23 protein-coding genes are annotated in these 22,942 nt (G+C 50.6%); 8 read left to right on the forward strand and 15 right to left on the reverse strand.

The window, feature by feature from the left end; genetic code table 11:
• The first annotated feature begins 154 nt into the window (after positions 1 to 154).
• Positions 155 to 328, forward strand: coding sequence for a hypothetical protein (locus tag CCY32_RS17210; protein ID WP_168171472.1), 174 nt, complete (start codon positions 155 to 157; stop codon positions 326 to 328).
• On the opposite strand, the gene CCY32_RS09395 is transcribed toward CCY32_RS17210, so the two are convergent.
• Positions 313 to 2,343: a sulfotransferase gene (locus CCY32_RS09395; RefSeq protein WP_088330351.1), complete on the reverse strand. Its 2,031-nt coding sequence runs from the start codon at positions 2,341 to 2,343 to the stop codon at positions 313 to 315. The genes CCY32_RS17210 and CCY32_RS09395 overlap by 16 nt on opposite strands.
• Before the next feature lie 118 nt (positions 2,344 to 2,461).
• Positions 2,462 to 5,110: a TonB-dependent receptor gene (locus CCY32_RS09400; protein WP_088330352.1), complete on the reverse strand. Its 2,649-nt coding sequence runs from the start codon at positions 5,108 to 5,110 to the stop codon at positions 2,462 to 2,464.
• Positions 5,111 to 5,461: 351 nt separating this feature from the next.
• On the opposite strand from CCY32_RS09400, the gene CCY32_RS09405 reads away from it, so the two are divergent.
• The gene (locus tag CCY32_RS09405; protein WP_088330446.1) at positions 5,462 to 5,938 is read left to right on the forward strand and encodes a MarR family transcriptional regulator; all 477 of its coding nucleotides are present in this window, start codon (positions 5,462 to 5,464) and stop codon (positions 5,936 to 5,938) included.
• Between the two features lie 336 nt (positions 5,939 to 6,274).
• On the opposite strand, the gene CCY32_RS09410 is transcribed toward CCY32_RS09405, so the two are convergent.
• The 5 genes from CCY32_RS09410 to coxB are packed head-to-tail and all read right to left on the reverse strand — an operon-like array spanning position 6,275 to position 11,091.
• A complete protein-coding gene (locus CCY32_RS09410; protein ID WP_088330353.1) occupies positions 6,275 to 6,595 on the reverse strand; it encodes a cytochrome C oxidase subunit IV family protein in 321 nt (106 codons plus the stop codon).
• 9 nt (positions 6,596 to 6,604) lie between these two features.
• Positions 6,605 to 7,273 carry a heme-copper oxidase subunit III family protein gene (locus CCY32_RS09415; RefSeq protein ID WP_088330354.1) on the reverse strand — a complete coding sequence of 223 codons (669 nt, stop codon included), beginning with the start codon at positions 7,271 to 7,273 and terminating at the stop codon, positions 6,605 to 6,607.
• Positions 7,274 to 7,275: 2 nt separating this feature from the next.
• A complete protein-coding gene (locus CCY32_RS09420) occupies positions 7,276 to 7,932 on the reverse strand; it encodes a cytochrome c oxidase subunit 3 (protein ID WP_088330355.1) in 657 nt (218 codons plus the stop codon).
• Positions 7,929 to 9,638 (reverse strand): cytochrome c oxidase subunit I, encoded by a 1,710-nt coding sequence (gene ctaD / locus CCY32_RS09425; protein ID WP_088330356.1) that lies wholly within the window; start codon positions 9,636 to 9,638, stop codon positions 7,929 to 7,931. The genes CCY32_RS09420 and ctaD overlap by 4 nt, the downstream gene beginning before the upstream one ends.
• Positions 9,639 to 9,669: 31 nt before the next feature.
• On the reverse strand, positions 9,670 to 11,091 hold the full coding sequence (gene coxB, locus CCY32_RS09430; protein WP_088330357.1) for a cytochrome c oxidase subunit II: 1,422 nt from the start codon (positions 11,089 to 11,091) through the stop codon (positions 9,670 to 9,672).
• A gap of 447 nt (positions 11,092 to 11,538) precedes the next feature.
• On the opposite strand from coxB, the gene CCY32_RS09435 reads away from it, so the two are divergent.
• Positions 11,539 to 12,075: a PH domain-containing protein gene (locus tag CCY32_RS09435; RefSeq protein WP_088330358.1), complete on the forward strand. Its 537-nt coding sequence runs from the start codon at positions 11,539 to 11,541 to the stop codon at positions 12,073 to 12,075.
• A complete protein-coding gene (locus tag CCY32_RS09440; RefSeq protein ID WP_088330359.1) occupies positions 12,068 to 13,615 on the forward strand; it encodes a PH domain-containing protein in 1,548 nt (515 codons plus the stop codon). The genes CCY32_RS09435 and CCY32_RS09440 overlap by 8 nt, the downstream gene beginning before the upstream one ends.
• Positions 13,616 to 13,633: 18 nt before the next feature.
• On the opposite strand, the gene CCY32_RS09445 is transcribed toward CCY32_RS09440, so the two are convergent.
• Together CCY32_RS09445 and betT are read right to left on the reverse strand one after the other, a co-directional pair.
• Positions 13,634 to 15,355, reverse strand: coding sequence for an amidohydrolase (locus CCY32_RS09445; protein ID WP_210401721.1), 1,722 nt, complete (start codon positions 15,353 to 15,355; stop codon positions 13,634 to 13,636).
• Positions 15,356 to 15,414: 59 nt separating this feature from the next.
• A complete protein-coding gene (gene betT / locus CCY32_RS09450; protein ID WP_088330360.1) occupies positions 15,415 to 17,388 on the reverse strand; it encodes a choline BCCT transporter BetT in 1,974 nt (657 codons plus the stop codon).
• A 232-nt stretch (positions 17,389 to 17,620) separates the two neighbouring features.
• On the opposite strand from betT, the gene CCY32_RS09455 reads away from it, so the two are divergent.
• Together CCY32_RS09455 and CCY32_RS09460 are read left to right on the forward strand one after the other, a co-directional pair.
• A complete protein-coding gene (locus CCY32_RS09455) occupies positions 17,621 to 17,791 on the forward strand; it encodes a DUF6435 family protein (RefSeq protein ID WP_141096214.1) in 171 nt (56 codons plus the stop codon).
• A complete protein-coding gene (locus tag CCY32_RS09460) occupies positions 17,788 to 18,294 on the forward strand; it encodes a TspO/MBR family protein (protein ID WP_088330362.1) in 507 nt (168 codons plus the stop codon). The genes CCY32_RS09455 and CCY32_RS09460 overlap by 4 nt, the downstream gene beginning before the upstream one ends.
• A gap of 11 nt (positions 18,295 to 18,305) precedes the next feature.
• Here the strand turns inward: CCY32_RS09460 and CCY32_RS09465 are convergent, their stop codons facing one another.
• The 6 genes from CCY32_RS09465 to CCY32_RS09490 all read right to left on the reverse strand — a co-directional run bounded on the left by CCY32_RS09465 (position 18,306) and on the right by CCY32_RS09490 (position 21,618).
• Positions 18,306 to 18,653, reverse strand: coding sequence for a Fis family transcriptional regulator (locus CCY32_RS09465; RefSeq protein ID WP_088330363.1), 348 nt, complete (start codon positions 18,651 to 18,653; stop codon positions 18,306 to 18,308).
• A complete protein-coding gene (locus tag CCY32_RS09470) occupies positions 18,646 to 19,530 on the reverse strand; it encodes a hypothetical protein (RefSeq protein ID WP_348638941.1) in 885 nt (294 codons plus the stop codon). Before CCY32_RS09470 ends, CCY32_RS09465 begins: the two co-directional genes overlap by 8 nt.
• A 22-nt stretch (positions 19,531 to 19,552) precedes the next feature.
• Positions 19,553 to 20,116, reverse strand: a complete 564-nt coding sequence (locus CCY32_RS09475) for an NAD(P)H-dependent oxidoreductase (RefSeq protein ID WP_246840576.1) — start codon at positions 20,114 to 20,116, stop codon at positions 19,553 to 19,555.
• Positions 20,117 to 20,185: 69 nt separating this feature from the next.
• Positions 20,186 to 20,776: an ACP phosphodiesterase gene (locus tag CCY32_RS09480; RefSeq protein ID WP_088330366.1), complete on the reverse strand. Its 591-nt coding sequence runs from the start codon at positions 20,774 to 20,776 to the stop codon at positions 20,186 to 20,188.
• Between the two features lie 26 nt (positions 20,777 to 20,802).
• Positions 20,803 to 21,237, reverse strand: a complete 435-nt coding sequence (locus CCY32_RS09485; protein ID WP_088330367.1) for a DUF3010 family protein — start codon at positions 21,235 to 21,237, stop codon at positions 20,803 to 20,805.
• Between the two features lie 105 nt (positions 21,238 to 21,342).
• Positions 21,343 to 21,618: a hypothetical protein gene (locus CCY32_RS09490; protein ID WP_088330368.1), complete on the reverse strand. Its 276-nt coding sequence runs from the start codon at positions 21,616 to 21,618 to the stop codon at positions 21,343 to 21,345.
• Between the two features lie 160 nt (positions 21,619 to 21,778).
• Here CCY32_RS09490 and CCY32_RS09495 point away from each other — a divergent pair, with 160 nt between their 5' ends.
• Together CCY32_RS09495 and CCY32_RS09500 are read left to right on the forward strand one after the other, a co-directional pair.
• Positions 21,779 to 22,294 carry a sigma-70 family RNA polymerase sigma factor gene (locus tag CCY32_RS09495; RefSeq protein WP_088330369.1) on the forward strand — a complete coding sequence of 172 codons (516 nt, stop codon included), beginning with the start codon at positions 21,779 to 21,781 and terminating at the stop codon, positions 22,292 to 22,294.
• Positions 22,291 to 22,848: a hypothetical protein gene (locus tag CCY32_RS09500; RefSeq protein WP_088330370.1), complete on the forward strand. Its 558-nt coding sequence runs from the start codon at positions 22,291 to 22,293 to the stop codon at positions 22,846 to 22,848. The genes CCY32_RS09495 and CCY32_RS09500 overlap by 4 nt, the downstream gene beginning before the upstream one ends.
• Positions 22,849 to 22,942 lie beyond the last annotated feature (94 nt).

The following is a 22,942-nucleotide window of genomic DNA, read 5'->3' on the forward strand; positions in this document are numbered from 1 at the left end:
TGATTTGCCCGCAGATGGCTATTTTTTAACGTTTTTCTCGCCCTGAACACCCTTTTGTTGCTCTGGTGAGGCGGCGTCATCCGCCAAACGACGCCACATTGACACAAAAGTGTCACAGGTTACAATCGGGGCCCCTGTAGCCACGAAATCCCGTATGCCCGATAAGAGCAAAAAAAAGCATAAGAAAGACAGTCAACTGCTGATTCGTATCGACAAGCAAACTAGGGATGAGTTTGTTCACCTTTGTGAACAACAAAACACCAAAGCCGCCAAAGAAATACGCCGTTTTATTCTCAGCTACATCAAACGCCATCAACCTCGCGATTGATCGCAGTCAAGTATCTCATACTGGCTGTATTGTTCTAACAGCTTATCTCCTAATACCCTCTTTAACGGCTGCAGATAGGGCTCAAAATGTCGCCACTGTTGGGCAGCCCGGGTGTTCAGTGGTTGTCGCACCTGCTCTGAGCTGGGCGTCTTGATACTGCGTTCGGTTCGATAGAATTCCAGGCACTGGGGTTCAAAAGGTAAGCCGCAGAAATCCAGCATTCGACGTATTTGCGTTTCACTGTCCAGTAACAGTTCTTCATGCTGCACTAAGAGTACCTGCCCGGGTAAAACCTGCTGCCAGTGATCCATCAATCGCACATAATCCCGGTAATAACGTGCCATGGTGTCGAGGCTATAGCTAAAATCCTGCCCCTCGCCGAAGAGTTGCTTATAACCACTGAAACAACAGGCCATAGGGTGGCGACGTGCATCGATGATTTTGGCATTGGGCAAGATCAACTTGATCAAGCCAATGTGCAGGAAGTTATTCGGCATCTTGTCGATAAAAAATGGCGCATTACCACGGTAGGCTCGGGTATTTTCAATAAACTGCTGTCCAAATGCCGCGAAATACTCATCTTTTATCTCATGGAGATTCTTAGGATAGGCCGGTTCCTGATTAACATTCCTGCCGCGAAGACGCATCGCCAGTCCCAGAATATTGTGCAGCTCCATGGTGCCGTCAACCTGGGAATGAGAGGCAAGAATCTGCTCAAGTAATGTCGAGCCCGCCCGGGGCAACCCCACAATAAAGATAGGATCGACATCCGCTGCCCCAAGATGCCCTCGCTCAGCAAATAAGGCTTTGGAACAGTGCTCAATCTGCGCATCCACCATTTGTGTGGTTTTATCCGGGTTATAACCGGATTGCCGATGTTTAAGCTGATTACCGCTAGCGTAAAAGTCAAACGCCGCGGCGAAATCCTGCTGATCCTCAAAGGCCTTACCCAGCGCAAAATACAGGTGAATTTTGTCCTCTTCTGACGTGTCATCAGAGATGGCCAGAGCTTTCATTTCTGCCACTTCCGATTTACTGAAACTATAGGTTTTGGTGTTCGCCAAACTCCAATAGGCGTCACCAAAATCAGCGCGGATCTGGTATGCCTTGCGATATGAAGCAACCGCGTCGTGAAACTGACCAATGGCCTTTTGCGCATGTCCGAGCTGCAAGTAGACATCGGCAGGCTGATTCACCTTGTTCACCACCTGCTGATACAGTGCAATGCCCTTTTCGTTCTCCCCTAAACCGGTCAGCGCACTCGCCAGACTGACCGTATAAGCAGGATGCTGTGGTGCTTGTTCCAGCAAATACTCGGCCTGCTCTCGCGCTTTGGTGTACTTGCCGGTTCTGAGCAACAATCCAAGATACTGCGCACGCGCAGTCTGATTATCCGGTTCCAGCTCAACACAACTTTCCAGTAAAAACTCGGCATCATCATATATTTTCAGTCGCTGGCCAATTTCGGCAAGCAAACACATGGCCTCGACATGGTGTTTATGCTGTTGCAGAAACTGACGACAAACCTGCTCGGCCTGCGCCAGCTTACCCTCGTACATTAAATCGTAAGCGCCGAGCAAAGGCCTGGGCAGCTTTTCCAGCTGAGCTATCTGCTTTTCTGCCACAGCCTGCGCCTGTTGCTGGTCCGCCTGTTGATAGATGGGTAACAACATCTTCCAGCTACTGAGCAGGGCCGGGTTCAGTTGTGTTGCCTGATAAAAACCTTTCGCTGCTGCCAATCCATTGCCCTGGGCCTGATAAACATAGCCTCGTTCCTGAAAGGCCCTGGCATGAGAAGGGTTGAGTTTTAGCAAGGTGTTAAGGGTCACAGCGGCAGCATCCAGCGCACCACGAAAACGCTGACTGACCGCGAGTAAATAATATAGTTCTTGCGTGATTGCTGGCGGCTGTTCGCTTACCAACAATTCATTGATCTGCGTTTCAGCCTCATCAAAGCTGCCCTGTTGAATCCGCTGCTGAATCTGGCGCAGTGTATCACCGGTTGATAACGTCAATGGCTACTCCGTAATCTTCTTTGTGGGCTCAGCGTTTTTCGCTACAGAAGCATGCAAGCCACAACGAAAAAAGGCAAGCGCAGTGCGCTTGCCTTAGGGTTTACAACACTCTTACTTGTCAGAACGCATCATAGGAGAAGCGCACACCGATAGTACGTGGACGATTGGTGACGACTTTAGGTGTAAACTGCTGCGTATCGATATACTGTGTGGCCAGTTCATCAGTGATATTGTCGATATACAGCTCCGCGGTCCAATCGTTGGCTCTGACACCAAAGGCGATATTAGCCACGGCATAGCTACCCTGAACATAACGACCACCGGCAAAGGTATTTCCGGATTCGTCAGTGTAGGTTACGCCTTCATACACGGCGGCTTCACGCTCGATTTCCAGACCACTTCCGGTGCCGTAAATAAGCTGCGTCGCATCTTCCATCACATAGGCGTCCATGGTCATACCCACCAGACTGTCTCCGGTGTAATTGATAGCACCGTTGATGTAACCTTCCCAGCCATTGTCGAGCATGTAGAAATAGTTGGCTTGCAGGTTACCGGAAAACTCAGAAGAGAAGGGTAAACGGCTACCTTTAGGTGGCGCGATGCCCTGAAGTTCACGGTTAATTTCTGTCAGCTCCGTGTCCAGCCAGCTCATGGCGCCGGTCAGCACCAGATTATCCGTGGCGTACCACTGGAAATCGGCATCCAGGCCGGTGATCTCCGCCGTACCCACGTTATCGGTAAAGACCAGGAAGCTGATATTGGTAGGATCGAATCGTGATGTCTGCAGATCCGTAATTTCTGAATAGTACCCCGTGGCGTTAACACGCAGGGTCTGTTCGAAGAAATCGGCCTTCATACCCAACTCGTAGTTTTTCAGGGTATCTGTGGTGGAATACACCGGAATCCGGAAATCGGCAAACACACCACTGCTATTGGTTGCTGCGCCACCACCGACACGGTTAGTCACCGGCGGACGGAAACCTTCAGAGTAGGTTGTAAACAACAACACATCATCGCTCACTTTCCAGTCCAGTGACGCCTTGTAAATCACATCATCCACGGTCACCGCACCATTGTCATCAACCAGGCTGATATCCAGCTGGCCGCTGTCAATGGCATCGATATAGCCTTGTGCATCGTCACCGAAGAAATCAATCAGTGCCTGGTCGCTGCCATCACCAAAGGCACGCAGACGCCCGCTCACATCCACCGTGGAGGTTGAGCCTTTGTAGGTATCTTTGATTTCGTACCAGCGCGCGCCCAACGTCAGGGTCAGCGTATCGGTCAGGTCGTACTCACCCTGACCGAAGACCGCAATTTGTTCGATGGTATGGGTAATATCGTTTACGAAACTGATCTCGGAGGGGAAAGGACCGCCGTCACTGTTGATACCCTCGTTGCCAGGCAGGGTTCTGGCCAGATTAGGGAATTTTTCGGTGCTGGCAATCTTGAAGGAGCCAATGGTGGACAGGTCCTGATCATCATAGAACACACCCGCTGTGAGCCTCCAGCGATTCTCAACCGGTGTGTTAAAGCGTAGTTCGTGCGTCACACGGCCCACATCGGTTTCTTCGGTATAAAACTTGGTGGGATCCAGGCAAGCTTCGTCTTCCGCAGGAACACTCCCGCCATAGTTACAGACATAATACGCCGAGAACAGACCGCCATTCGTGTAGCCGGTGTAGTCAATCAGCGAGTTGATCTCACGGTCCAGATAACCACCGGTATACACCACCTCCAGTTGCTTCAGACGCCCTTCCAGGGTCCAGGTCGTCAGACCAAAGTCATCGTCATTGCTCTCTGGCTGGAAGCGGTTAGTGGAGGTTTCACCTTCCAGGTTGGGATCATAAGAAAACACGCCTTCCGTATTCAGTGATTGCTGGGTATGTTGCAGCAACAGCTTCCAATCGGCGTTGATATGGTATGAGGCACTGAAACGGGCCCCGGAATAAAGTGCGTCATTAAAGTCGTCTTCGACCAAAGCATCATTCTGAGGCGCTACAATGGGTGTATTAGCGGGGTCCGACAGTACCCCACCGGAGATACGACTGATCACCTCAGCGCTGCCACGATATCCACCATTACCAGGATCGTTGAGAATATTGTCAATCCAGCCACCCTGGCGATCATTGTAAGCGGCAACACGTAACGCGAGATCATCAGTGGGAGTGATATTCAGATAGGCTTCTACCGAGTTACTCATCTCACCGCCTTTGGTGGAGCTGATACTGGTTTTAAACCCTGCCGCAAAGCCAGCATGATCCGGCTTATTGGTAATCATACGAATCGTACCGGCCTGCGAGCTGGCACCAAACAGGGTCCCTTGGGGCCCTGGTAACACCTCTACCCGTTGCATATCCGTGGCATAGATATCCAGGTTCCGGCCCTGCATGGATACCGGCTGCTCATCCAGATAAAAGGCCACTGCTGGCTGCAATGCCTGTACGGTTGATACTGAGATGTTGGTCTGGGTTGTGGCTGCGCCCCGAATGTACACTTCATTCTGGCCGGGTCCCGTCCCCTGAAACACCACATTCGGCAGGAACTCGACATATTCATTGAAGTTATCGAGACCCAGCCGCTCCAGCTGCTTACCATTCAGGGCGCTCATCGCAACCGGCACATCCTGAATAGACTCAGTACGTTTAGTAGCAGTGACCTGAATGGTTTCGATTTTCTTCTTTTCACTTTGCTCCTGCGCATATGTCATAGGGCTGACAGCAAGAGCGGAAACAACGGCAATACTCAGTTTTTTACGATTAAACATAATTAACTTTGTGTCCCTGAATGGTTGTGGTGAGTTGTTTTGCGTTTTTAATTGTACACATATTATTTCTACACTAATTAATAGTGTTAAGCGATATAGGTTGAAAATCAAGTAAAGCGACGTGATCATCAACGAAACTCTGTAAACAACACCGTTTTTCGCTGATATTCGGCTTAATTTCCATCGCCAGAATATGAATTAACGATTTCAAACCCACTTTTCTACGGAAAAGTACGCAAATGGTTCACCAATTTTAATTCGCCATCTAACTATTACTGCCGTATGGCCACAGAAAAAACGCGCTTTTATGACAGAAATTGGGATAATCGGGACTCTTTTAAGGGAGCGGTAATGCAAAAACACGATGAGTTATTGGTCGCGCTGCGCAAAGTGATCCGGGCCATTGGCCTGCATTCGAAACAACTGGAAAAGCATGTTGATCTGACGGTTCCACAGCTACTGATTATGGCGGCTATCGCAGATGACAGTGGCCCTATGGTAAAGGAGCTGGCCCAGGCCACCAACCTGAGTCCGGCCACAGTGACCAGTATCCTCGACAGACTTGAGAGCCGCGCACTGATTCTGCGAAGACGGGATGACAAGGATAAACGTAAGGTAGGGGTATTTCTCACCGATAAAGGCAAAGCGGTTTATGCACAGGCTCCGCAGCCTTTGCAGGCGAGTTTTGTTCAGCGTTTTGCACAACTCGAAGACTGGGAGCAAAACCAGCTGGTATTTGCCGTTCAGCGCCTGGCATCAATGATGGATGCCAAGGACATTGACGCTTCTCCTTTACTGGAAGTCAGCCAGATTATCCGGCAGGACTGATGCAGGCCATCCCAGGACGCTAGCGGCAACTCATTCTCATCCAAATGGATATTGTGTCCAGCCAATGATTTGCTATGCTGCCGGAGCCTAAGCTAGCGGAACACCACCATGTTGGAACTGATCAGGGAAAACCCTTTTTACGAACTGATCGCGTTGCATCTGATCAGAAAATGCGCCTGTCTAGTTTGGGTGATAGAAAAACACCAGTCAGTTCCCCTTGCGCAGTATCATGGGAACGGTAGATCTGAATCCTGATGATGAGAATGACATGCGTAGCAGTCTGAATCCACAGATTGCGCAATGTGCACGGGCTGGCAATCGCGCAACGTGCTCAGGTTAACTGAAGAAAGTGAAACGGGTGAACAGAGTGTACTCAGACTCGGCCACCATCAGGGCCGTAAACACCAGCAGGCAAAGAGGCGGAATCAGAATCGCACAGATTAATGCCATACGTTCCCACATCATGTGCATAAAAATACAGATAATCAGGCCAGCCTTAAGCAACATGAAAATCACGATCAATGACCAGCGCAACATTCCTTCAAGCTGCATATAATCGACCATGTAAGACAGTGCACTGAGTACAAATAATAACCCCCAGATTTTAAGGTAAAGACTGATGGGATGTTGCTGTCCGTCAGAATGAGATGTATTCATGACTGTCTCCTACCACAGATAAAAGAATGCAAAAATAAACACCCAGACCAGGTCCACAAAGTGCCAGTACAAACCGGTGATCTCAATAATTTCATAGCCCTTGCGTTCATAATGGCCTCTGAGGACTTTAAGTGCGACGATGGTCAGGTAAATCACGCCAATGGAAACGTGCAGACCATGGAATCCCGTCACCATGAAAAACACCGCCCCAAATTGCGCCGCTCCCCAGGGGTTCTCCCAGGGGCGCACACCATCCTCTATCAGTTTAGTCCACTCAAACGCCTGCATCCCCACAAATGTCAGGCCCAACACCGCGGTTAGCAGCATCAGCAAGGCGGCTTTTTTGCGCTTTTTCTGATAACCATAATTGACCGCCATAGCCATGGTGCCGCTGCTGGTGATCAGAATGAATGTCATAATGGCAATTAACACTAAAGGAATAGAGTGACCCGCAATGGTCAGGGCGAACACTTCACTGGTAGGTGGCCAGGGTTCAACGGCTGCAATACGTACCGCCATATACCCGATCAGAAAGCAGCCGAATACAAAGGTATCACTGAGCAGAAAGATCCACATCATCGCCTTGCCCCAGGGTACCGAGAAGGCTTCCCGGTCAGCTGAGAAGTCGGCTATGAGCCCTGTCATTCCCTGGGCCTTGGAAGAAGTTTTGATTGTCATGACTATTGCCCCAGCCCACAAAATGCGGCGATCGCATCATAGGTTTCAGGTTTACTCACCAACAGTGCAAACAACACTCCCCATAACACCAACAGGTAGTGCCAGTAGGTGGCACACAACGCCACCCGTGATTGATCGGTACGCAATGAAAACAACGCCATGGTCCAGGCAATGATGCCCCCCACTAAGTGCGCGATGTGCAAACCGGTGAATAAATAGAAAAAACTCAGAGCCGGACTGTGATTAACAAAAAAACCTTGCTCCTGAAGCTGTTGCCAGAAGATCAGTTGCCCGCCAATAAAGGCCGCTGCAAACAAACCGCCGACAAGAATGCCGACCTGACTCGCCTTAAGGCTGTTTCGTTTAACGGCGACACTGGCCCAATGAAAACAGAAACTGCTTAACACCAGATACAGCGTGTTAAGCCATAATTGGCCCTGGTAGTAAAGTGGCTGACCCGGCTCTTCGGCCAAAGGACGCCAGTCCGGATACTGCGAACGCATCAGAAAGGCCACAAAAAACAACAGGAACAATACCGAAATCACTGATAGCAGCACTTTTAGCGCCGAACGCCTGACTCGCTCGGGACTTTTCTGCTCAGGCAGGACAACATTACCCTGCAGCCAGGGCTTTTCCGTCAGGCTATGGAAAAGGCTCATGCGTTGGCCTCCCCGGGTTGATTCTGAGGCAGATAGTCCTGTTCGTATCCCGGCACACTGTAATCATAGGCCCAGCGATGACATTCAGGAATGGACTCTCCCCAGTTACCATGCCCCGGGGGGGTTGTCTCGGTTTGCCATTCCAGTGTCGTAGCCTGCCAGGGATTCGACCCGGCTGCTCTGCCCTTGAAGTAACTCCAGGCCAGGTTAAACAGAAACACCAGCTGAGCCAGTGCCACAAAAATTGCAGCAATGGTGATAAAAGCATTCAGGTCTTTGGCGGATTCGGGGATAAAATCATAGTTTTCATAGGCATAGTAACGCCTCGGCACACCGAGCACACCTAAGTAATGCATGGGGAAGAAAATCGTATAGGTACCGATAAACGTTGTCCAGAAATGAAATTTACCCAGCCCGTCGTGCAACATCTTCCCGGTCATTTTCGGATACCAATGATAGATAGCCCCAAATATGACCAGCACCGGTGAAACGCCCATGACCATATGAAAATGGGCAACCACAAAGTACGTATCTGAGAGCGGTAGATCCACCACCACATTACCCAGAAATAACCCGGTAAGCCCCCCTATGGTAAAAGTAGACACGAAGCCCAGTGCGAAGAGCATGGGCACGGTCATGCGGATGTTACCCTGCCATAAGGTCAGTACCCAGTTATACACTTTGATCGCTGTGGGTACGGCGATTATCAGGGTGGTGGTCGCAAAGAAATAGCCAAAATACGGGTTCATGCCGCTGACATACATATGGTGGGCCCAAACGACAAAGCTCAGTACGCCGATAACCACAATCGCCCATACCATCATGCGGTAGCCAAAAATGTTTTTGCGGGCATGTACACTGATCAGATCGGAAACAATACCAAAGGCCGGTAACGCAACGATATAAACTTCAGGGTGACCAAAGAACCAGAACAGATGCTGAAACAGAATCGGGCTGCCACCTTCATGCCCCAGCTGCTCTCCCATTGAAAGTATCGCGGGCATAAAGAAACTGGTGCTCAACAACTTATCAAACAACATCATAATGGCACTGACAAACAGCGCGGGAAACGCGAGCAGGGCCAGAATCGTCGCCATAAAGATGCCCCAAATAGTCAATGGCATCCGCATCAGCGTCATACCGCGGGTACGGGCCTGCAACACTGTGGTCACGTAATTAAGCCCTCCCATAGTCGCCGCAATAATAAAGATACCGAGCGAGATCAGCATCAGAATGATGCCCCCGTCCGAACCTGGCGTACCCGGTAAAATCGCCTGAGGCGGGTAAAGCGTCCAGCCTGCTCCTGTTGGCCCACCGGTGACAAAAAAGCTGGCCAGTAATACCACCACAGCCAGCAGATAGAACCAGTAACTGAGCATATTAACAAAAGGGAAGACCATATCTCTGGCCCCTACCATCAGCGGTATCAGATAGTTGCCGAACCCGCCAAGAAAGATTGCGGTAAGCAGGTAAACCACCATGATCATCCCATGCATGGTCACATACTGGTAATACGCGCTGGCATCAATAAAATCGAAGCTACCAGGAAAACCCAGTTGCAGCCGCATCAGGGTAGACAGCACCAGTGCAATCAGGCCAACAAAGATTGCCGTCAGTGAATACTGGATGGCGATCACCTTATGATCCTGACTCCAGATATACTTGGTCCAGAAGCTCTGAGGGCTATGGTGTTCCTGTGCTGTCATGACTGTCCACTCCTGTTTGCTGGTATCGCCATTACAAGGTCTTGATATATTCGATGAGCGCATCAGCCTGTGCTGAACTCAACTGAGAAGGAGGCATCACCGGAGGGTAACCTGCGACCACCTTTGCGTTGGGCTTGAACAGAGACTCCTTCAGATAGGCGTCGTCTGCCAGCACCGTTTCACCACTGGCTAAGCTTCGCTCACTGTTGTAGAGCCCCTGCCAGCTGGGTCCAACAAGCCGGCTACCATCAACGCTATGACATGCGGTACACCCTTTACTTTGCGCCAGTTCAGCACCGCTTTTACTTTGTTCTGCCGGATTCTTTTGCATCGTTTGCGCACCAGCATCACTGTCGCGATTGCCTCTCTCTTTGATAAAGGCAATCACAGCATCAACTTCCAGTTCACTAAGCTCGAGTTTAGGCATAATCGGCGCATACCCTTTTACGATAGTTGCGCCCGGCTCAACGATGGCTTCACGCAGGTAGTCGTCATCTGCAATGAGCTCGGTGCTGTCTTTGAATGTGCGATTCGCACCATACAACCCCAACCATGACGGACCGGCGGGACTCTCTTCAAATCCATGACAGGCCATGCATCCTTTTTTCTGTGCGACCTCCTGTCCCTGTTTCGCCTTGACACTGAGCGCTTCAGACGCCTCGCTCATCAGACTCTGAGCAAAGGTCGGTAAGTCCGCCAGCCACTGCTCATATTCCTGCTGTTCCACCACCTTGATATACCCGCGCATGTTGAAGTGACCAATACCACAATACTCCGCACAGAGAATCTCAAAGTCGCCAGTTCGGGTTGGTGTAAACCATTGATAAGACACCTGCCCTGGCACCGAGTCCATTTTCACTCTGAAGTTTGGAACATAGAAATTATGTAATACATCTTTCGAACGCAGGGAGAGTTTGACCGGACGGTTAACGGGCAATATCAGCGTGTTGCTGGTAAGCAGTCTGTCATCCTGCCCCGCCTCATCCAGTGGATCTACGCCAAAGCTGTTATCGGTGCTGATGTGTTCAATCGCACTTTTGCCCAGTTGCCCGTCCTGCCCCGGAAAACGAAAGCTCCATGACCACTGCTGCCCAACCACTTCAATCTGATGGGCATCATCCGGAACATTGACGAAATCCGCATAGACAATGAGCCCGGGCGCCAGCATCGCAATAATGCCGACACTGGTGCCCAGTGTCAGCCACCACTCCAGTTTCTTGTTTTCAGGTTCATACTCGGCTTTTCGTTCAGGGGTATGGCGAAATTTGATAACTGCATAGGCAATAAAGAAGTTGACGGCAATAAACACCACCGCAGTGATCACCAGTGTGATCAGCATGGTCACATCTATGCTGCCCCAATTTGAGGCCAGTGGAGTCATATTCCATGGGGACAGAAAGTGGAACAACACCGAACCCAACACCAGGATGACCAGAACGACAGCGAACGCCATATCCTCAACCCTTTTATTCTATTCAGTCTTGATGAAGGCAAGCCTGTGTTACCGCTCAGGCGAACACCCTTCCGTGGCGATTAAAAAACCATTAAACTGATTGTTTTTTAAACATTTGTGACAAGTGTAGGCGCCCTTTGGAGTTTTCGCGAATGCAAATATTCTGATTATGTGGCCTTAGGAATAAATGACTCAGGCAGAATGTTAGTACTCACTTACACCAATCTCTTTGCCTTGTTTTTGTTATCATCATCTCAGCCGAATAGTCAGAAGAACGTGCGAGTTTTTGCCGTCCTGCCAACAAAACTGAATTACCTCTATGACCCTTGATGAACCAATCTTAAGCTTTCAGTCCCGTGGCGAAAATTGCCAACAACCTTGCCCTCTTTTCTCACCGTGTTTTTAATGTAACACTCAGGCTCCTGATGGATCTTTGTAGGCAACGGCATGCATTCCGAACACTTTACCAACCGGCAACTCACTACGCTCCCTGATATTGATGCCTTAACATTCAGCCCCTTGTCACCCTGGTATGCGAAACTGAACTTATTACTCAATCTGAGTTTATTCCTCTTCTTGCTGCTGATAACGCTGGTTTTGACCTGGCAGCAATGGTTCAGTCTTCCCACCCTGATTACGTCCAACCTCGACAACGCGCGGTTTTTTCTGACCCTGACCGCCGCAGTACTACCGCCATACTGGTACGCAGCGGACAAACGTAAAGGCTATGCGCTGCGAGAACATGATCTGAGCTATCGCAGTGGACTGCTCTTTATCAGTACCGTCACTCAGCCGGTATTGCGCATTCAGCATGTGGAGCTCAAAAGAGGTCCCATCGAACGCCGCGCAGGCCTTGCCAGTCTGCAGGTGTTCAGCGCAGGAGGCGCAATGCATACCTTCGCCATTCCCGGCCTGCCACTGGCCACCGCCAAGGGCATACGGCGCTTTATTCTTGAGCACAAAGATATCGTCGAAAATGACTGACAACTCCGCAGTACATTCACCAAATTCAGCACTGCATGCCTGGCAGAAGCTGCCCTGGATAGCCATCGTCTATTTTAGTTTTCATCTGCTGCGCCAGATCTTTGGTCAGTTGATTTATCTCATACCCGCGCTGCTGATTGGCTATTCCCGCCTGATGGAAAACCTGCCGCTGACAGCCGCCGCAGGAGGCGTTCTGTTATTGGTGGTTGTGTTTATCAGCTGGCTTAAATTTCACTTTTACCGCTATCGGTTCAGTGATGACCACCTACAAATTCGCTCGGGTGTGATCAGTAAAACACATCTGGATCTGCCTTTTCACCGAATCCATAACGTCAAACTGGAACAACCCCTGTTCTACCGCCCCGGCAATCACACGTGCGTGCTGCTGGATACCGCAGGCTCCAGTAAGGATGAAGCGAAAATCTTTGCACTGCCCATGCAACAGGCGTTGTCCTTAAAAAGCGCCATACTGCAACAAGCCACAACACCGACAGTTGAGATAAGTGCGGACAACCATCAACCTGGCAATCCAAGTGATACTGATGAAGAAGTGGAGTTAAATCGTCGCAGCATCGGGGATTTAATTATCCATGGTGTGACCAGCAACCGAATCTGGATCTTTCTCGGTGGGCTGGCGCCTTTTTTCGACAACTTGTTTGACTGGTTCGCCGATACTCTGAGCACGTCCGGGTTTGATATACAGGCTTTACTGGATCCGTCCCATCAGCCTCTCTGGCGAGTGACCCTGACCCTTCTAACCTTAGTTGTCACCTTTGTATTGCTGCTGACACTGTTTTCCGTGCTGGGAGCCATCATCAGCTTCTATGGTTACCGGCTCAGTCGCCTGCATGATCGTTATATTTGCCGCAGTGGTCTGTTCACGCGCCACGAAGTGTCGATGAAACGCTCCCGGCTGCAAATGATTGTACGCAGACAGGATTGGCTGGACCGCCTGATTGGCCGCATTAATCTCAAACTCGAACAGTTTAATGGCAACATTGAGCAAGGCCAGGCAACGGTGATGAACAACAAAATCATCGTACCGTCGATTACGCATGGCGAATGTGAGGCATTGCTCAAAGATATTTATGCCGACAATCAGTTGAATCACATCCACTATCAGGCCATCGACCGTCGGTTTTTGTTGCGTAATATGATGTATGTGGGGGTACTCCATAGCGCAGTGGCGATATTGGTATCCCCCCAGATCACAGCCATGCTGCTTACCCTGTTGAGTCTGCTGGTATCGTGCTCGCTAATCTATCTGCGCTGGAAACGCTGGGGCTTTGCCCTGGATGATCACTATGTGTATATCAGAAAAGGATTATTCGGTGTGGACTATTACAGCTTCGCGCTGAGCAAAATCCAGCAAAGCAAATTCAGGCAAAGCCTGTGGATGAAACCTTATCACCTTTGCTCTGTGACACTGGTTCTTGCCTGCGGCGGTCAGTCGATTCCCTATATCAACAGCCACCACGGACGACAGCTGATTAATCAGGGATTGTTCGAAGTAGAAGCCGCTAAGGCCTCCTGGATGTAAGCAGCAGTTCTGCGTCACCTAATCGCGCTGAGGATACACACTGACGCCGCCAACGATAGTATGGCGTACTTTCACTTCATCCATGTCTTGCGGCGCAATACGGAACAGGTTTTTATCCAGCACAGTAATATCTGCCAGCTTACCCGGCGTCAAAGAGCCTTTTATGTCTTCCTCTGCGGAGGCATACGCAGCATCGATGGTATAGGCTGAAAGGGCATGCTCAAGAGATATTTTCTGCTCGGGCACCCAACCGTCCAGATGCTGACCGTCCAGCGTGCGACGGGTCAGCGCAGCGTAGATGCCCATGATGGGCGACACCGGAGCCACAAACCAGTCACTGCCAAATGCCAGGCGTGCTTTTTCCTGTAATAAGTCGTTGAAGGCATAAGTGGTCCGGGCCCGCTTAGAGCCGATCACCCGTTCTGCCCAGCGACCATCATCTATCGCATGATAAGGCTGCATGCTGGCAATGACGTTCAGACTGGCAAAGCGCTCAAGATCATCGGGATGGATATGCTGAGCATGTTCAATACGCCAACGTCGATCTGCTGGCCCCTGCTCACTCTGAATCGCCGCGTAGATGTCCAGCAGCGAGCCAATGGCACGGTCGCCAATGGCATGCACCATCAGTTGCAATCCCGCCTGATTAGCAGAACGGATCCAGCTTTGCATTTGCGCGGGCGAATTAATAAAAAACCCGCGGTCGTCCGGCGTATCCGTATAGGGTTGGTAAAATGCCGCCGTGTGCGACCCCAGCGAACCATCCATAAAGCCTTTCACGCCACCCACCTTGAGCCAGTGATCACCACGACCGTGCTCAGCCACATAGTCAGCCACTTTTCGCCAGGTTTGCAGAGGTTCCACGGCATAGATCCGGGTTTTTAGTTCGCCTTTTTTATGAGCCCGCTGATACGTGCGCAGGCTGCGCATGCTCTGCCAGTCGCCCATGTCATGGACACTGGTAATACCAAAACTGGCCACATGCTTACTGGCGGCCTGCAACGCCGCATCCAGCTGTGCTTCATCAGGCTCAGGGATAACGGCCTGAACCAGGTTCATGGCGTTGTCTTTGAGCACCCCTGTGGGACGGCCCTGTTCATCACGCACGATTTCACCGCCCGTAACCGCCGGTGTGTCACGTTTAACCCCCGCCATCTCTAAGGCCAGCGAATTAGCCAGTGCCATATGTCCGTCCAATCGCATAACAAACACAGGGTGATCAGGGGTGACAGCATCAATCCACTGTCGGCTGGGCAATTCACCGCCCCAGTTCTCGTGATCCCACTCCCCGTTTAAGATCCATTGCCCTTTGGGTTGCGCGGAAGCAAACTCGCCGATGCGCTGACGGAATTCTTCGGGTGTCTGAGCGCTGCGCAGTTGTACTGACGACAAGCCCATACCGCCGATAAGAAAATGCACATGGCTGTCGATAAAACCGGGTAACACCGTGGCCCCATTGGCATCAATAACACGAGTACGATCACCGATATAAGCCGCAATACGCTTTTCACTGCCTACCGCCAGAATATGCTCGCCACGGACGGCCAGGGCCGCCGCCCTTGGCATATCAGCATCGGCGGTCCAGATATCGGCGCCGGTAATGACCATATCCGCCTCAGTCAGTGAGGACGAAGCGGCAACACTGGCGGTAAAAAGCAGCGCCACCAGCGCTGATACTATGCGTCCGCAGCTTGTCTTGCCCGTTTCGATGACGCGGTTGAGCCGTTGTTGTGTCTTCACGTTAAAACTCCTTTGCACTGCTGACAGGCAAAGCGAGATACCACATCATTCCCGTTTTGTTATCTCAGCACATGTAAAAAATGCATATGTTTATGATAGTGATCGATAATGTCGCCGATCACAGCTTCTCTGGACCAGCCCATCACATCATAGTCCTGGCCGCCTTCACCCAGATGCACTTCAGCGCGAAAATACAACTTATCTTCCGACATCTTATCCGGGTCTGCCTCTGATTCAGGCGTCAAAAATGCAGGTCGCACATGGGGCCTCAGTACCACCTCATAGAGAAAATCGATTTCCTCACCATGAACCACCTTGAAACTCACCCTATCAGGGTTATTTTTTGTCACCTCGACCTGATAGCCCTTATCTGCCATTTCACTGGCCATTTCTTCGAAGGCGGGGGTTGCTACCTTCTGAATAAAGCGCCGTCCCAATTCTTTACTGGGATAGTCGATGATGGTCTGCAGGCGTTCACGCCAGTTACCGCTTCCCATACTTGCCGCGGTCAAATAATTATTCTGCAGCGCCTCTCGTTTATACACATCAATGCGCAAAGCCTTAATAAGACCAAAGGTAGCGAACAACAACACCACAGCAAAAGGCAAGGCGGTGGCAATGGTCATGGTCTGCAATGCTCCCAGTCCTCCAGCCAGCAAGAGGATAATGGCCACAACGCCCTCGGCACTGGCCCAAAATACCCGCTGCCACAAGGGCGTATCATCACGGCCATCTGAACACAACATGTCCACAACCATGGAGCCGGAGTCTGAAGAAGTCACAAAAAAGACAATAACCATCACCGTTGCCAGCACAGACAGCACTGAAGAAAACGGAAACTGCTCTAAAAAGGCGAACAGCGCCACGGAAACATCCTTTTGCACCATATCACCAAGCATGCTGGCGCCGTGATTGAGAATAAAGTCTATGGCGGTATTGCCAAAAAACGTCATCCACATCAGCGTGAATCCGGTGGGCACCATCAGCACCCCCAGAACAAACTGTCGAATGGTTCTGCCCCGTGAGACGCGTGCAATAAAGAGCCCCACAAAAGGCGCCCAGGATAACCACCAGCCCCAATAAAAAACGGTCCAACCGCCAATCCAGTCGGTTCGTTCATAAGCAAACAGGTTAAAGGTTTTACCAACCAAATCAGACAGGTATGCTCCGGTATTCTGCACAAAGGCCTGCAACAAAAACACCGTGGGCCCAAGCAACAACACAAAACCCAATAACCCTACGGCCAGGGCCATATTCAACTCTGATAAACGCCGTATGCCCTTATCCAGTCCTGTGGCCACTGAGATTACCGCCAGTAAGGTAATACCAATGATCAGGAATATTTGCATGCCAATACCAACGGGCATATCAAACAGATGATGCAGCCCGGCATTGACCTGCGACACCCCTAAACCCAATGATGTCGCTACCCCAAACACGGTACCAATGACGGCGAAAACATCGACAGCGTGACCAATGGGACCGTAAATACGCTCACCAATCAGCGGATACAGTGCCGACCGCAACGTCAGTGGAAGTCCGTGACGATAGGCAAAAAAAGCGAGAATAAGCGCAACGATGGCGTAGATGGCCCAGGCATGCAGGCCCCAGTGAAAGAAAGTGATCTTCATCGCCTCACGGGCGGCCTCTACCGTTCCGGCATCACCGGTGGGCGGGGCCAGAAAGTGCATCACCGGCTCTGCCACCCCGAAGAACATCAGCCCAATTCCCATACCTGCGGAGAACAGCATGGAGAACCAGGTGATCATGCTGTAATCGGGCTCAGAATGGTCAGGCCCGAGCTTGATGCTGCCATAGCGGGAAAAGCCCAGGTACAGTACCGTCACCAGAATAAAAGCCACCGCCAATACATAGAACCAACTGGTGTTGGTGATGATCATAGACTGGACACTTTTGAAAGTCGCATCGGCAGTATCCGGGGCGACGACCGAAAACAACAGAATCAGTAATACCAGTCCGGTTGCCGGATAAAACACCTTGGGATTCAGCTTCCCCTGAGGACTGTCGGCCATGCTCAGAACTCCTTATTGATTCAGGTAACCGTGAAAACCTCTTTACACCTTGCCTTTATCAGCCACGAAAAACAAGGGAGCGTGCAGTAATGACAGGGATCGGGCCTGTCAGCGTATTATTATGCACACCAAAGCATCATGATGTGTTCTATGCTGAAGCAGGAGTATGTGGTCTTTTGTTGGGAAATCGCCGTATCCCTCTAAAGATTCTCTACCAGAAACCGAGGTGAATATGTTTGGCTGGCTCAAATCTGATCCGACAAAGAAGTTACGTAAGCAATACGATGCAAAGCTCGAGCAGGCGATGCTGGCACAGCGACGTGGGGATATTAAAACCTATTCAATGCTGACCAGCGAAGCAGAAAAGCTCTGGGCACAATTGGAGCAACAGCAGCAACAATGAAGACAAGCGCCTCGTCACAACACAGTCTGATTCGCCAGAGTCTGATGCTGATATTCATTCTGGCCGTCACCTATGCGGTAGCGACCATCGGCAGTATCGCCTCAATTAACGCGCCGGATTTTTATCAACAACTGAATCAGCCAGACTGGAGCCCCCCTGCCTGGCTGTTTGGTCCGGTGTGGACACTGCTCTACACACTAATGGCAATTGCAGCCTGGCTGGTGTGGCGAACATCTCACCCCGCCCGCAACGGCGCGTTAGGTCTGTATGCACTGCAACTGGGGCTAAACGGCCTGTGGAGCTGGCTATTCTTCAGCTGGTCTCTGGGTGCATTGGCGTTTGTGGAAATTATACTGCTATGGTTTGCCATTGCTATGACGTTGCAGGCCTTCTGGAAGATTCAAAAGGCAGCGGCCTTATTGCTCCTGCCTTACCTGCTGTGGGTCAGTTTCGCGGCGCTGCTGAACTGGAACCTGTGGCAAAACAATCCGGCCTTGTTATAACGCGACAACACTCAGGGCTCGCCGAGGCGCCGCTTCCAGTTCCCTTTGTGCTCACGAACACAGGCCTGTTCTGAATCCAACGTAATATGACGTGAGGGTACAAGCAGGTCTAAATCATAGTTATGTAGTGCGGCAACAATGTCTTCTTTTAGTGCAATGTCCTGGTCGGTATTTAACAGTTCCTGCACCTGTTCATCGGTTTCAAAAACACAGGTAATGATGAGTGATGATGGAAAATGCGGGTAGCGCACCTGATGCGTCAGCCAGCTGAACCCCCGATACCTGAACTTGGCCTCTTCGCACACCTCCGTCAGGGCCCTGACCAGGTACGACTCCGTTTTTTTATGGCTTTTATGCATCGCTATTTTCTGTCATGCGCTTGAAGGCCTGCACAAACCGCATGGCGGCATCATCATCCATATTGAAGTACAGTGATGGTTCGATCAGTTCCAGTTCCATCACCACATAATCCTGCTGATAGCGGATAAAATCCAGCCGTGCATATAACAGGCGCCTGGGAATGGCCTTCAGGGTTTTCTCTGCCAGCTCCAGCACCCGGGATTCGGGGTTGATGGAGTAAAGCGCACCACCGTGTTCTTCCTGCACCCGAAAGTCGCCGTGCTTAGGGACTTTGCGAATCGCATGGCTAAATGCCCCGTCGAAGTAAAAGAGTGAGAGTTCGCCCTCTTCTGTCACATTTTCAATAAAGGGTTGTAGCATTAAGGGGCGTGTTGAGAAAACCGGTGCAATGTCACGCAGACAAGCATCTATCTGCTGCTCATGCAGTCGATAGGTATGCTCTGCACTGGCGCTAATCAGAGGTTTGACAATCAGCTCTGGCGTATTGAAATGGCTCATGGCCTGCTGCACAACCCCGGCATTGAGATGCGAAGGCCAATATGTCGGCACAATGGGGATGCCGGCGGATTCAATATCCCGTAAATAGGATTTGGTGATATTCCAGCGCACGGTGTCCAGATCATTAAACACCCGGGTATGTCTGGCAATCTCTTGCAGGCGCGCCATAAACGCCGCGGGATCCTGCTGATAATCCCAGCAGCTGCGCAGAATAACCGCATCAAATCGTCGCCAATCTGTGTGCTCAGTACGCCAGGACACCGTTTCCACCTGCCATCCCTGGCTGGCCATGGGCTCTATCAGCAGTTCATCGTAGACATAATAGTCGCCGATATCGTCCATCGATAAAAACGCGCAGCGCTTCATCTCGTTTCTCATGTTCCCTACTGACACCCTGCCGTCACTGGCGCATTGCCTTTAAGGCCGCGGCCCAGCGATGCAGCTCTTTGAGCATATCGGTAGCGGACGATTCATGCGGCGCTTCCGCTTTAAAGTGGCTGTCATCATCGAGCTTATTCCAGGGCATTTGCACGAGTACTCCCTCTGGAATCGGCATCATTTTCAGCGCAGTGACAAGTTGTTTAGCCAATTGAGCAGAACGCAATCCACCAGACACCCCGCCGTAACTGACAAACCCACAGGGCTTATAATTCCACTCGTTGTAAATAAAGTTCAGGGCATTAAAAAAGGCCGGTGGCGGACAGAAGTTATATTCAGGCAGCACAAACACGTAAGCATCACCCTGATCAATTTTTTCCGACCACTTGCGGGTATGCTCATGCTGATAATCTTGCTGGCGTGGATGATTCGGCTCGTCATACACGGGTAAATGGTAGTCAGCGATATCCACCAATTCGGCCGTGAAGCCGGACTGCTGCAAAGCAAACTCATTGAACCACTTGCCTATTTGGGGTCCGATCCGTCCGGGACGGGTACTGCAAACGATGGTTTGAAGCTTCATCATACTCTCCTGTTATGTCAGTGGGGCATCAGTGAAAGACCGGCATCGCTTAACGGGACACCGCTGCCGCTTTCAGTCGACAGCCTCCGGTCCATGCAGATTAACATGTTCAATCAGCTCCGGGAAAAATTGCGCAAAGCAGGCCTCAAACGCCGGATAATGGACTTCAATTTCCTCTACACTGCCGTCAAAGTCATTGGCAAAGCGGATACGCTCGCTGATGCGATCCAATGCATAGCCCACCCCTTCGAGACTCTGATACTGCAGCAACCAGTTTTGCTCGATCATGCCCTTAATCACCCGTTGCATAGGTTGTGGCATGTCGGGTAGCCCTCGCTGCAAATGCCCATAACTGTGGCTTAAAAAGTCCGATATTGGCTGGTGACTAAACTGTTGCCACTGACGCAATAAAAAGTGGTCAAACAACACATCCAGGGCAATGCCGGCGAAGCGACGCCGTTTGTCACTAAAACGGCGCTTCGCCTCTTTTACCAGGGCATGGTTATCGGTAAAGCGGTCGACAAGACGATGATTGTAGAGTCCCGCCTGCACCGCTCGGGAATAGGTGGCGGGGTTCACGCCCTTACAAAAATCACCCAGCAAATTGCCCATTCGCGAAGCAGGATTGGGCTGAGCAAGAAACAAGTGGGCCAGATAGTTCATCCCAGGCCTATATCCGATTCGGCTGACTACGCAGTGTGGCTGTCTTTCATCAGCCAGGCATAAGCGGTATTGAATGCGGTTTCCTGGAACTGTTTCAGTCCGGTCTCGGCAAAGGGCACGGTCAGTGGATTACGCCGAAGCGACTCCTTGATATCCGTTGGACTGAAGATCACCACGTCCAGGCCTTCAATCAGCTCAATGGCGGCTTCAAGCTTGAATCCCACGGCACCGCCAGCAAACTTTCCCTTTGCGGGACGCTGACGAATAATCACCTTATCAATTTTGTAGTCCGCCACCAGTTTGGCGAACGTGCTCTGAAAATGTTTGAGCCCTTTACCACTGGTATCGGCCAGCGTTAACTTTCGACTGCGACAGTCAGGTACATGAAACAGACCGTCTATCAACGACAACAAACAAATATTCGCTTCGTTGCCCTTTAAATCCACACCACAGGCTTTCATAACGTCTCCTAAGCATCATTGGCCGGCAGTATGATAGCAATTCACACAACGAATTGGACTAAATATCTGCCGGCACAGACTCGCGCCATGGATTTCCGGACACCCTTAAAGTGTTTTAACAGGCTGCCTGAAAAAGCGTGTAAACTTACCAACCACGGCTTTTCTGGCATCCACCATCGCCACGCCCATCATCAACGCCGTGAGCCAAAATGCCACTTCGGTGATAACGGCAACCGTAGCGACCACTGCCAGCGTGATATCTTTATCCGTTAGCATGAATAAGGCAGCGGCCATCCCCAGCCAGGCGAGCGCAACAACAGACCAAATCATGCTCAGGGTGCGTTTCTTATTCAGTTGACGTAATGATTTCAGGGTAAACATAATGCGTGCTCCATTTATTAATTTCCCCACAGTGGGGCTCACTCCTTGCAGTCGGCTTACTATCAAAAATCTTACAAATTTATTTTTTGTAAGCTTTTGGATGTTGTTACGACTGAAGGATGACAGACATTTGAGGCTGAGGATTTTGGAGTGATGACTCTTGGCAGATAACAACAGGGACAGCACAAGCGACCAGGGCGAGCAGATAGTCCAGCAGTACTGGTCAAAGATTCTGAGAGCCGCGTCCGGCTATGAGGCTCGTCCAGCTATGCGTGATGAACTGGCACAGGATATGGCACTGGCAGTCTGGCGTTCTGTGTCAGGCTTTAATGGTCAGTGTTCACTGAATACTTATATTTACCGTGTGATCCACAATGTTGCGGTGGACCACATTCGTCGCCACAGCCGGACTAACGAACAAGAGCTGGTAGACGAGATAGAAGACGACAATATCAGTCCCGAATCCGATTTAATCCATAGCCGTCGCCAGCAAAAGCTGATCATCGCAATTAACCGACTGCCATTGAGTCTGCGCCAGGTGATACTGCTGAAGCTGGAAGATTTGAATAACACAGAAATTGGCGAGGTCATGGGCCTCAGTGACAGCAATGTTGCTGTGAGGCTCAACAGGGCAAAGCACAAACTGTCAGAATTACTGGAAGGAGCAGAGGAATGAAAAAAGATGAATTATCCGAGTTGTCTGAACTTTGGCAATCAGCCCCTGAAAAACCGGTTATTGCGCTGGAAAAACTAAAGCACCGGCACAAAAAACAGTCCTGGACCATGGCGTTTAACGTCATTGTCGAGACCATGCTGGTGATAGCCGTTGGCTATCTGTTTATTGCAGAGCTCAGAACCGATGCGAATCTGATGCAGTCAATATGGCTGGGGTTTGCCTTTATCTGGGGCAGCGTGACTTACCTGTTGATAAACCTCAGTCGGTTGCGAAGTTTCCGTTTGCTCAGGAACAAAACGCTGACGGAATCAATTCCTGAACAGATCAGTCTGACTAAACAGGAAGTGCTGCGCTGGCACTTAAGCTGGACCAGCACGGGGATCTTCACCCTGGTGTTGATGCTTATCGTCACAGTCGATTACCTGACCACAGGCGCCATGACTATCGATATATCGCGTTTGATATTGGCTCTGCTGGTTCTCTTATTGGCACTGTTATTCTTTCGTCATAAAAAGCGCGGCGCAGAAATCATACTCAAACGACTCTCAGAATAACGCAGCCTGACCAGACACTTACAGGCGTCCAGGGATGGAGATGCCTGTCTCTCAGACAATGATTTTGCAAACCATTGCACTTTTTTCTGTTAAC

Source organism: Lacimicrobium sp. SS2-24, assembly GCF_002201535.1.
In the GTDB taxonomy this organism is placed as follows: Bacteria; Pseudomonadota; Gammaproteobacteria; order Enterobacterales; family Alteromonadaceae; genus Lacimicrobium.

What these genes read in the sequence shown, in the direction of transcription:
- CCY32_RS17210 (WP_168171472.1), top strand. Translation starts at nt 155, where the DNA reads ATGCCCGATAAGAGCAAAAAAAAGCATAAGAAAGACAGTCAACTGCTG.
- CCY32_RS09400 (WP_088330352.1), bottom strand. Translation starts at nt 5,110, where the DNA reads ATGTTTAATCGTAAAAAACTGAGTATTGCCGTTGTTTCCGCTCTTGCT.
- CCY32_RS09405 (WP_088330446.1), top strand. Translation starts at nt 5,462, where the DNA reads ATGCAAAAACACGATGAGTTATTGGTCGCGCTGCGCAAAGTGATCCGG.
- CCY32_RS09410 (WP_088330353.1), bottom strand. Translation starts at nt 6,595, where the DNA reads ATGAATACATCTCATTCTGACGGACAGCAACATCCCATCAGTCTTTAC.
- CCY32_RS09415 (WP_088330354.1), bottom strand. Translation starts at nt 7,273, where the DNA reads ATGACAATCAAAACTTCTTCCAAGGCCCAGGGAATGACAGGGCTCATA.
- CCY32_RS09420 (WP_088330355.1), bottom strand. Translation starts at nt 7,932, where the DNA reads ATGAGCCTTTTCCATAGCCTGACGGAAAAGCCCTGGCTGCAGGGTAAT.
- ctaD (WP_088330356.1), bottom strand. Translation starts at nt 9,638, where the DNA reads ATGACAGCACAGGAACACCATAGCCCTCAGAGCTTCTGGACCAAGTAT.
- coxB (WP_088330357.1), bottom strand. Translation starts at nt 11,091, where the DNA reads ATGGCGTTCGCTGTCGTTCTGGTCATCCTGGTGTTGGGTTCGGTGTTG.
- CCY32_RS09435 (WP_088330358.1), top strand. Translation starts at nt 11,539, where the DNA reads ATGCATTCCGAACACTTTACCAACCGGCAACTCACTACGCTCCCTGAT.
- CCY32_RS09440 (WP_088330359.1), top strand. Translation starts at nt 12,068, where the DNA reads ATGACTGACAACTCCGCAGTACATTCACCAAATTCAGCACTGCATGCC.
- betT (WP_088330360.1), bottom strand. Translation starts at nt 17,388, where the DNA reads ATGGCCGACAGTCCTCAGGGGAAGCTGAATCCCAAGGTGTTTTATCCG.
- CCY32_RS09455 (WP_141096214.1), top strand. Translation starts at nt 17,621, where the DNA reads ATGTTTGGCTGGCTCAAATCTGATCCGACAAAGAAGTTACGTAAGCAA.
- CCY32_RS09460 (WP_088330362.1), top strand. Translation starts at nt 17,788, where the DNA reads ATGAAGACAAGCGCCTCGTCACAACACAGTCTGATTCGCCAGAGTCTG.
- CCY32_RS09465 (WP_088330363.1), bottom strand. Translation starts at nt 18,653, where the DNA reads ATGCATAAAAGCCATAAAAAAACGGAGTCGTACCTGGTCAGGGCCCTG.
- CCY32_RS09470 (WP_348638941.1), bottom strand. Translation starts at nt 19,530, where the DNA reads ATGAGAAACGAGATGAAGCGCTGCGCGTTTTTATCGATGGACGATATC.
- CCY32_RS09475 (WP_246840576.1), bottom strand. Translation starts at nt 20,116, where the DNA reads ATGATGAAGCTTCAAACCATCGTTTGCAGTACCCGTCCCGGACGGATC.
- CCY32_RS09480 (WP_088330366.1), bottom strand. Translation starts at nt 20,776, where the DNA reads ATGAACTATCTGGCCCACTTGTTTCTTGCTCAGCCCAATCCTGCTTCG.
- CCY32_RS09485 (WP_088330367.1), bottom strand. Translation starts at nt 21,237, where the DNA reads ATGAAAGCCTGTGGTGTGGATTTAAAGGGCAACGAAGCGAATATTTGT.
- CCY32_RS09490 (WP_088330368.1), bottom strand. Translation starts at nt 21,618, where the DNA reads ATGTTTACCCTGAAATCATTACGTCAACTGAATAAGAAACGCACCCTG.
- CCY32_RS09500 (WP_088330370.1), top strand. Translation starts at nt 22,291, where the DNA reads ATGAAAAAAGATGAATTATCCGAGTTGTCTGAACTTTGGCAATCAGCC.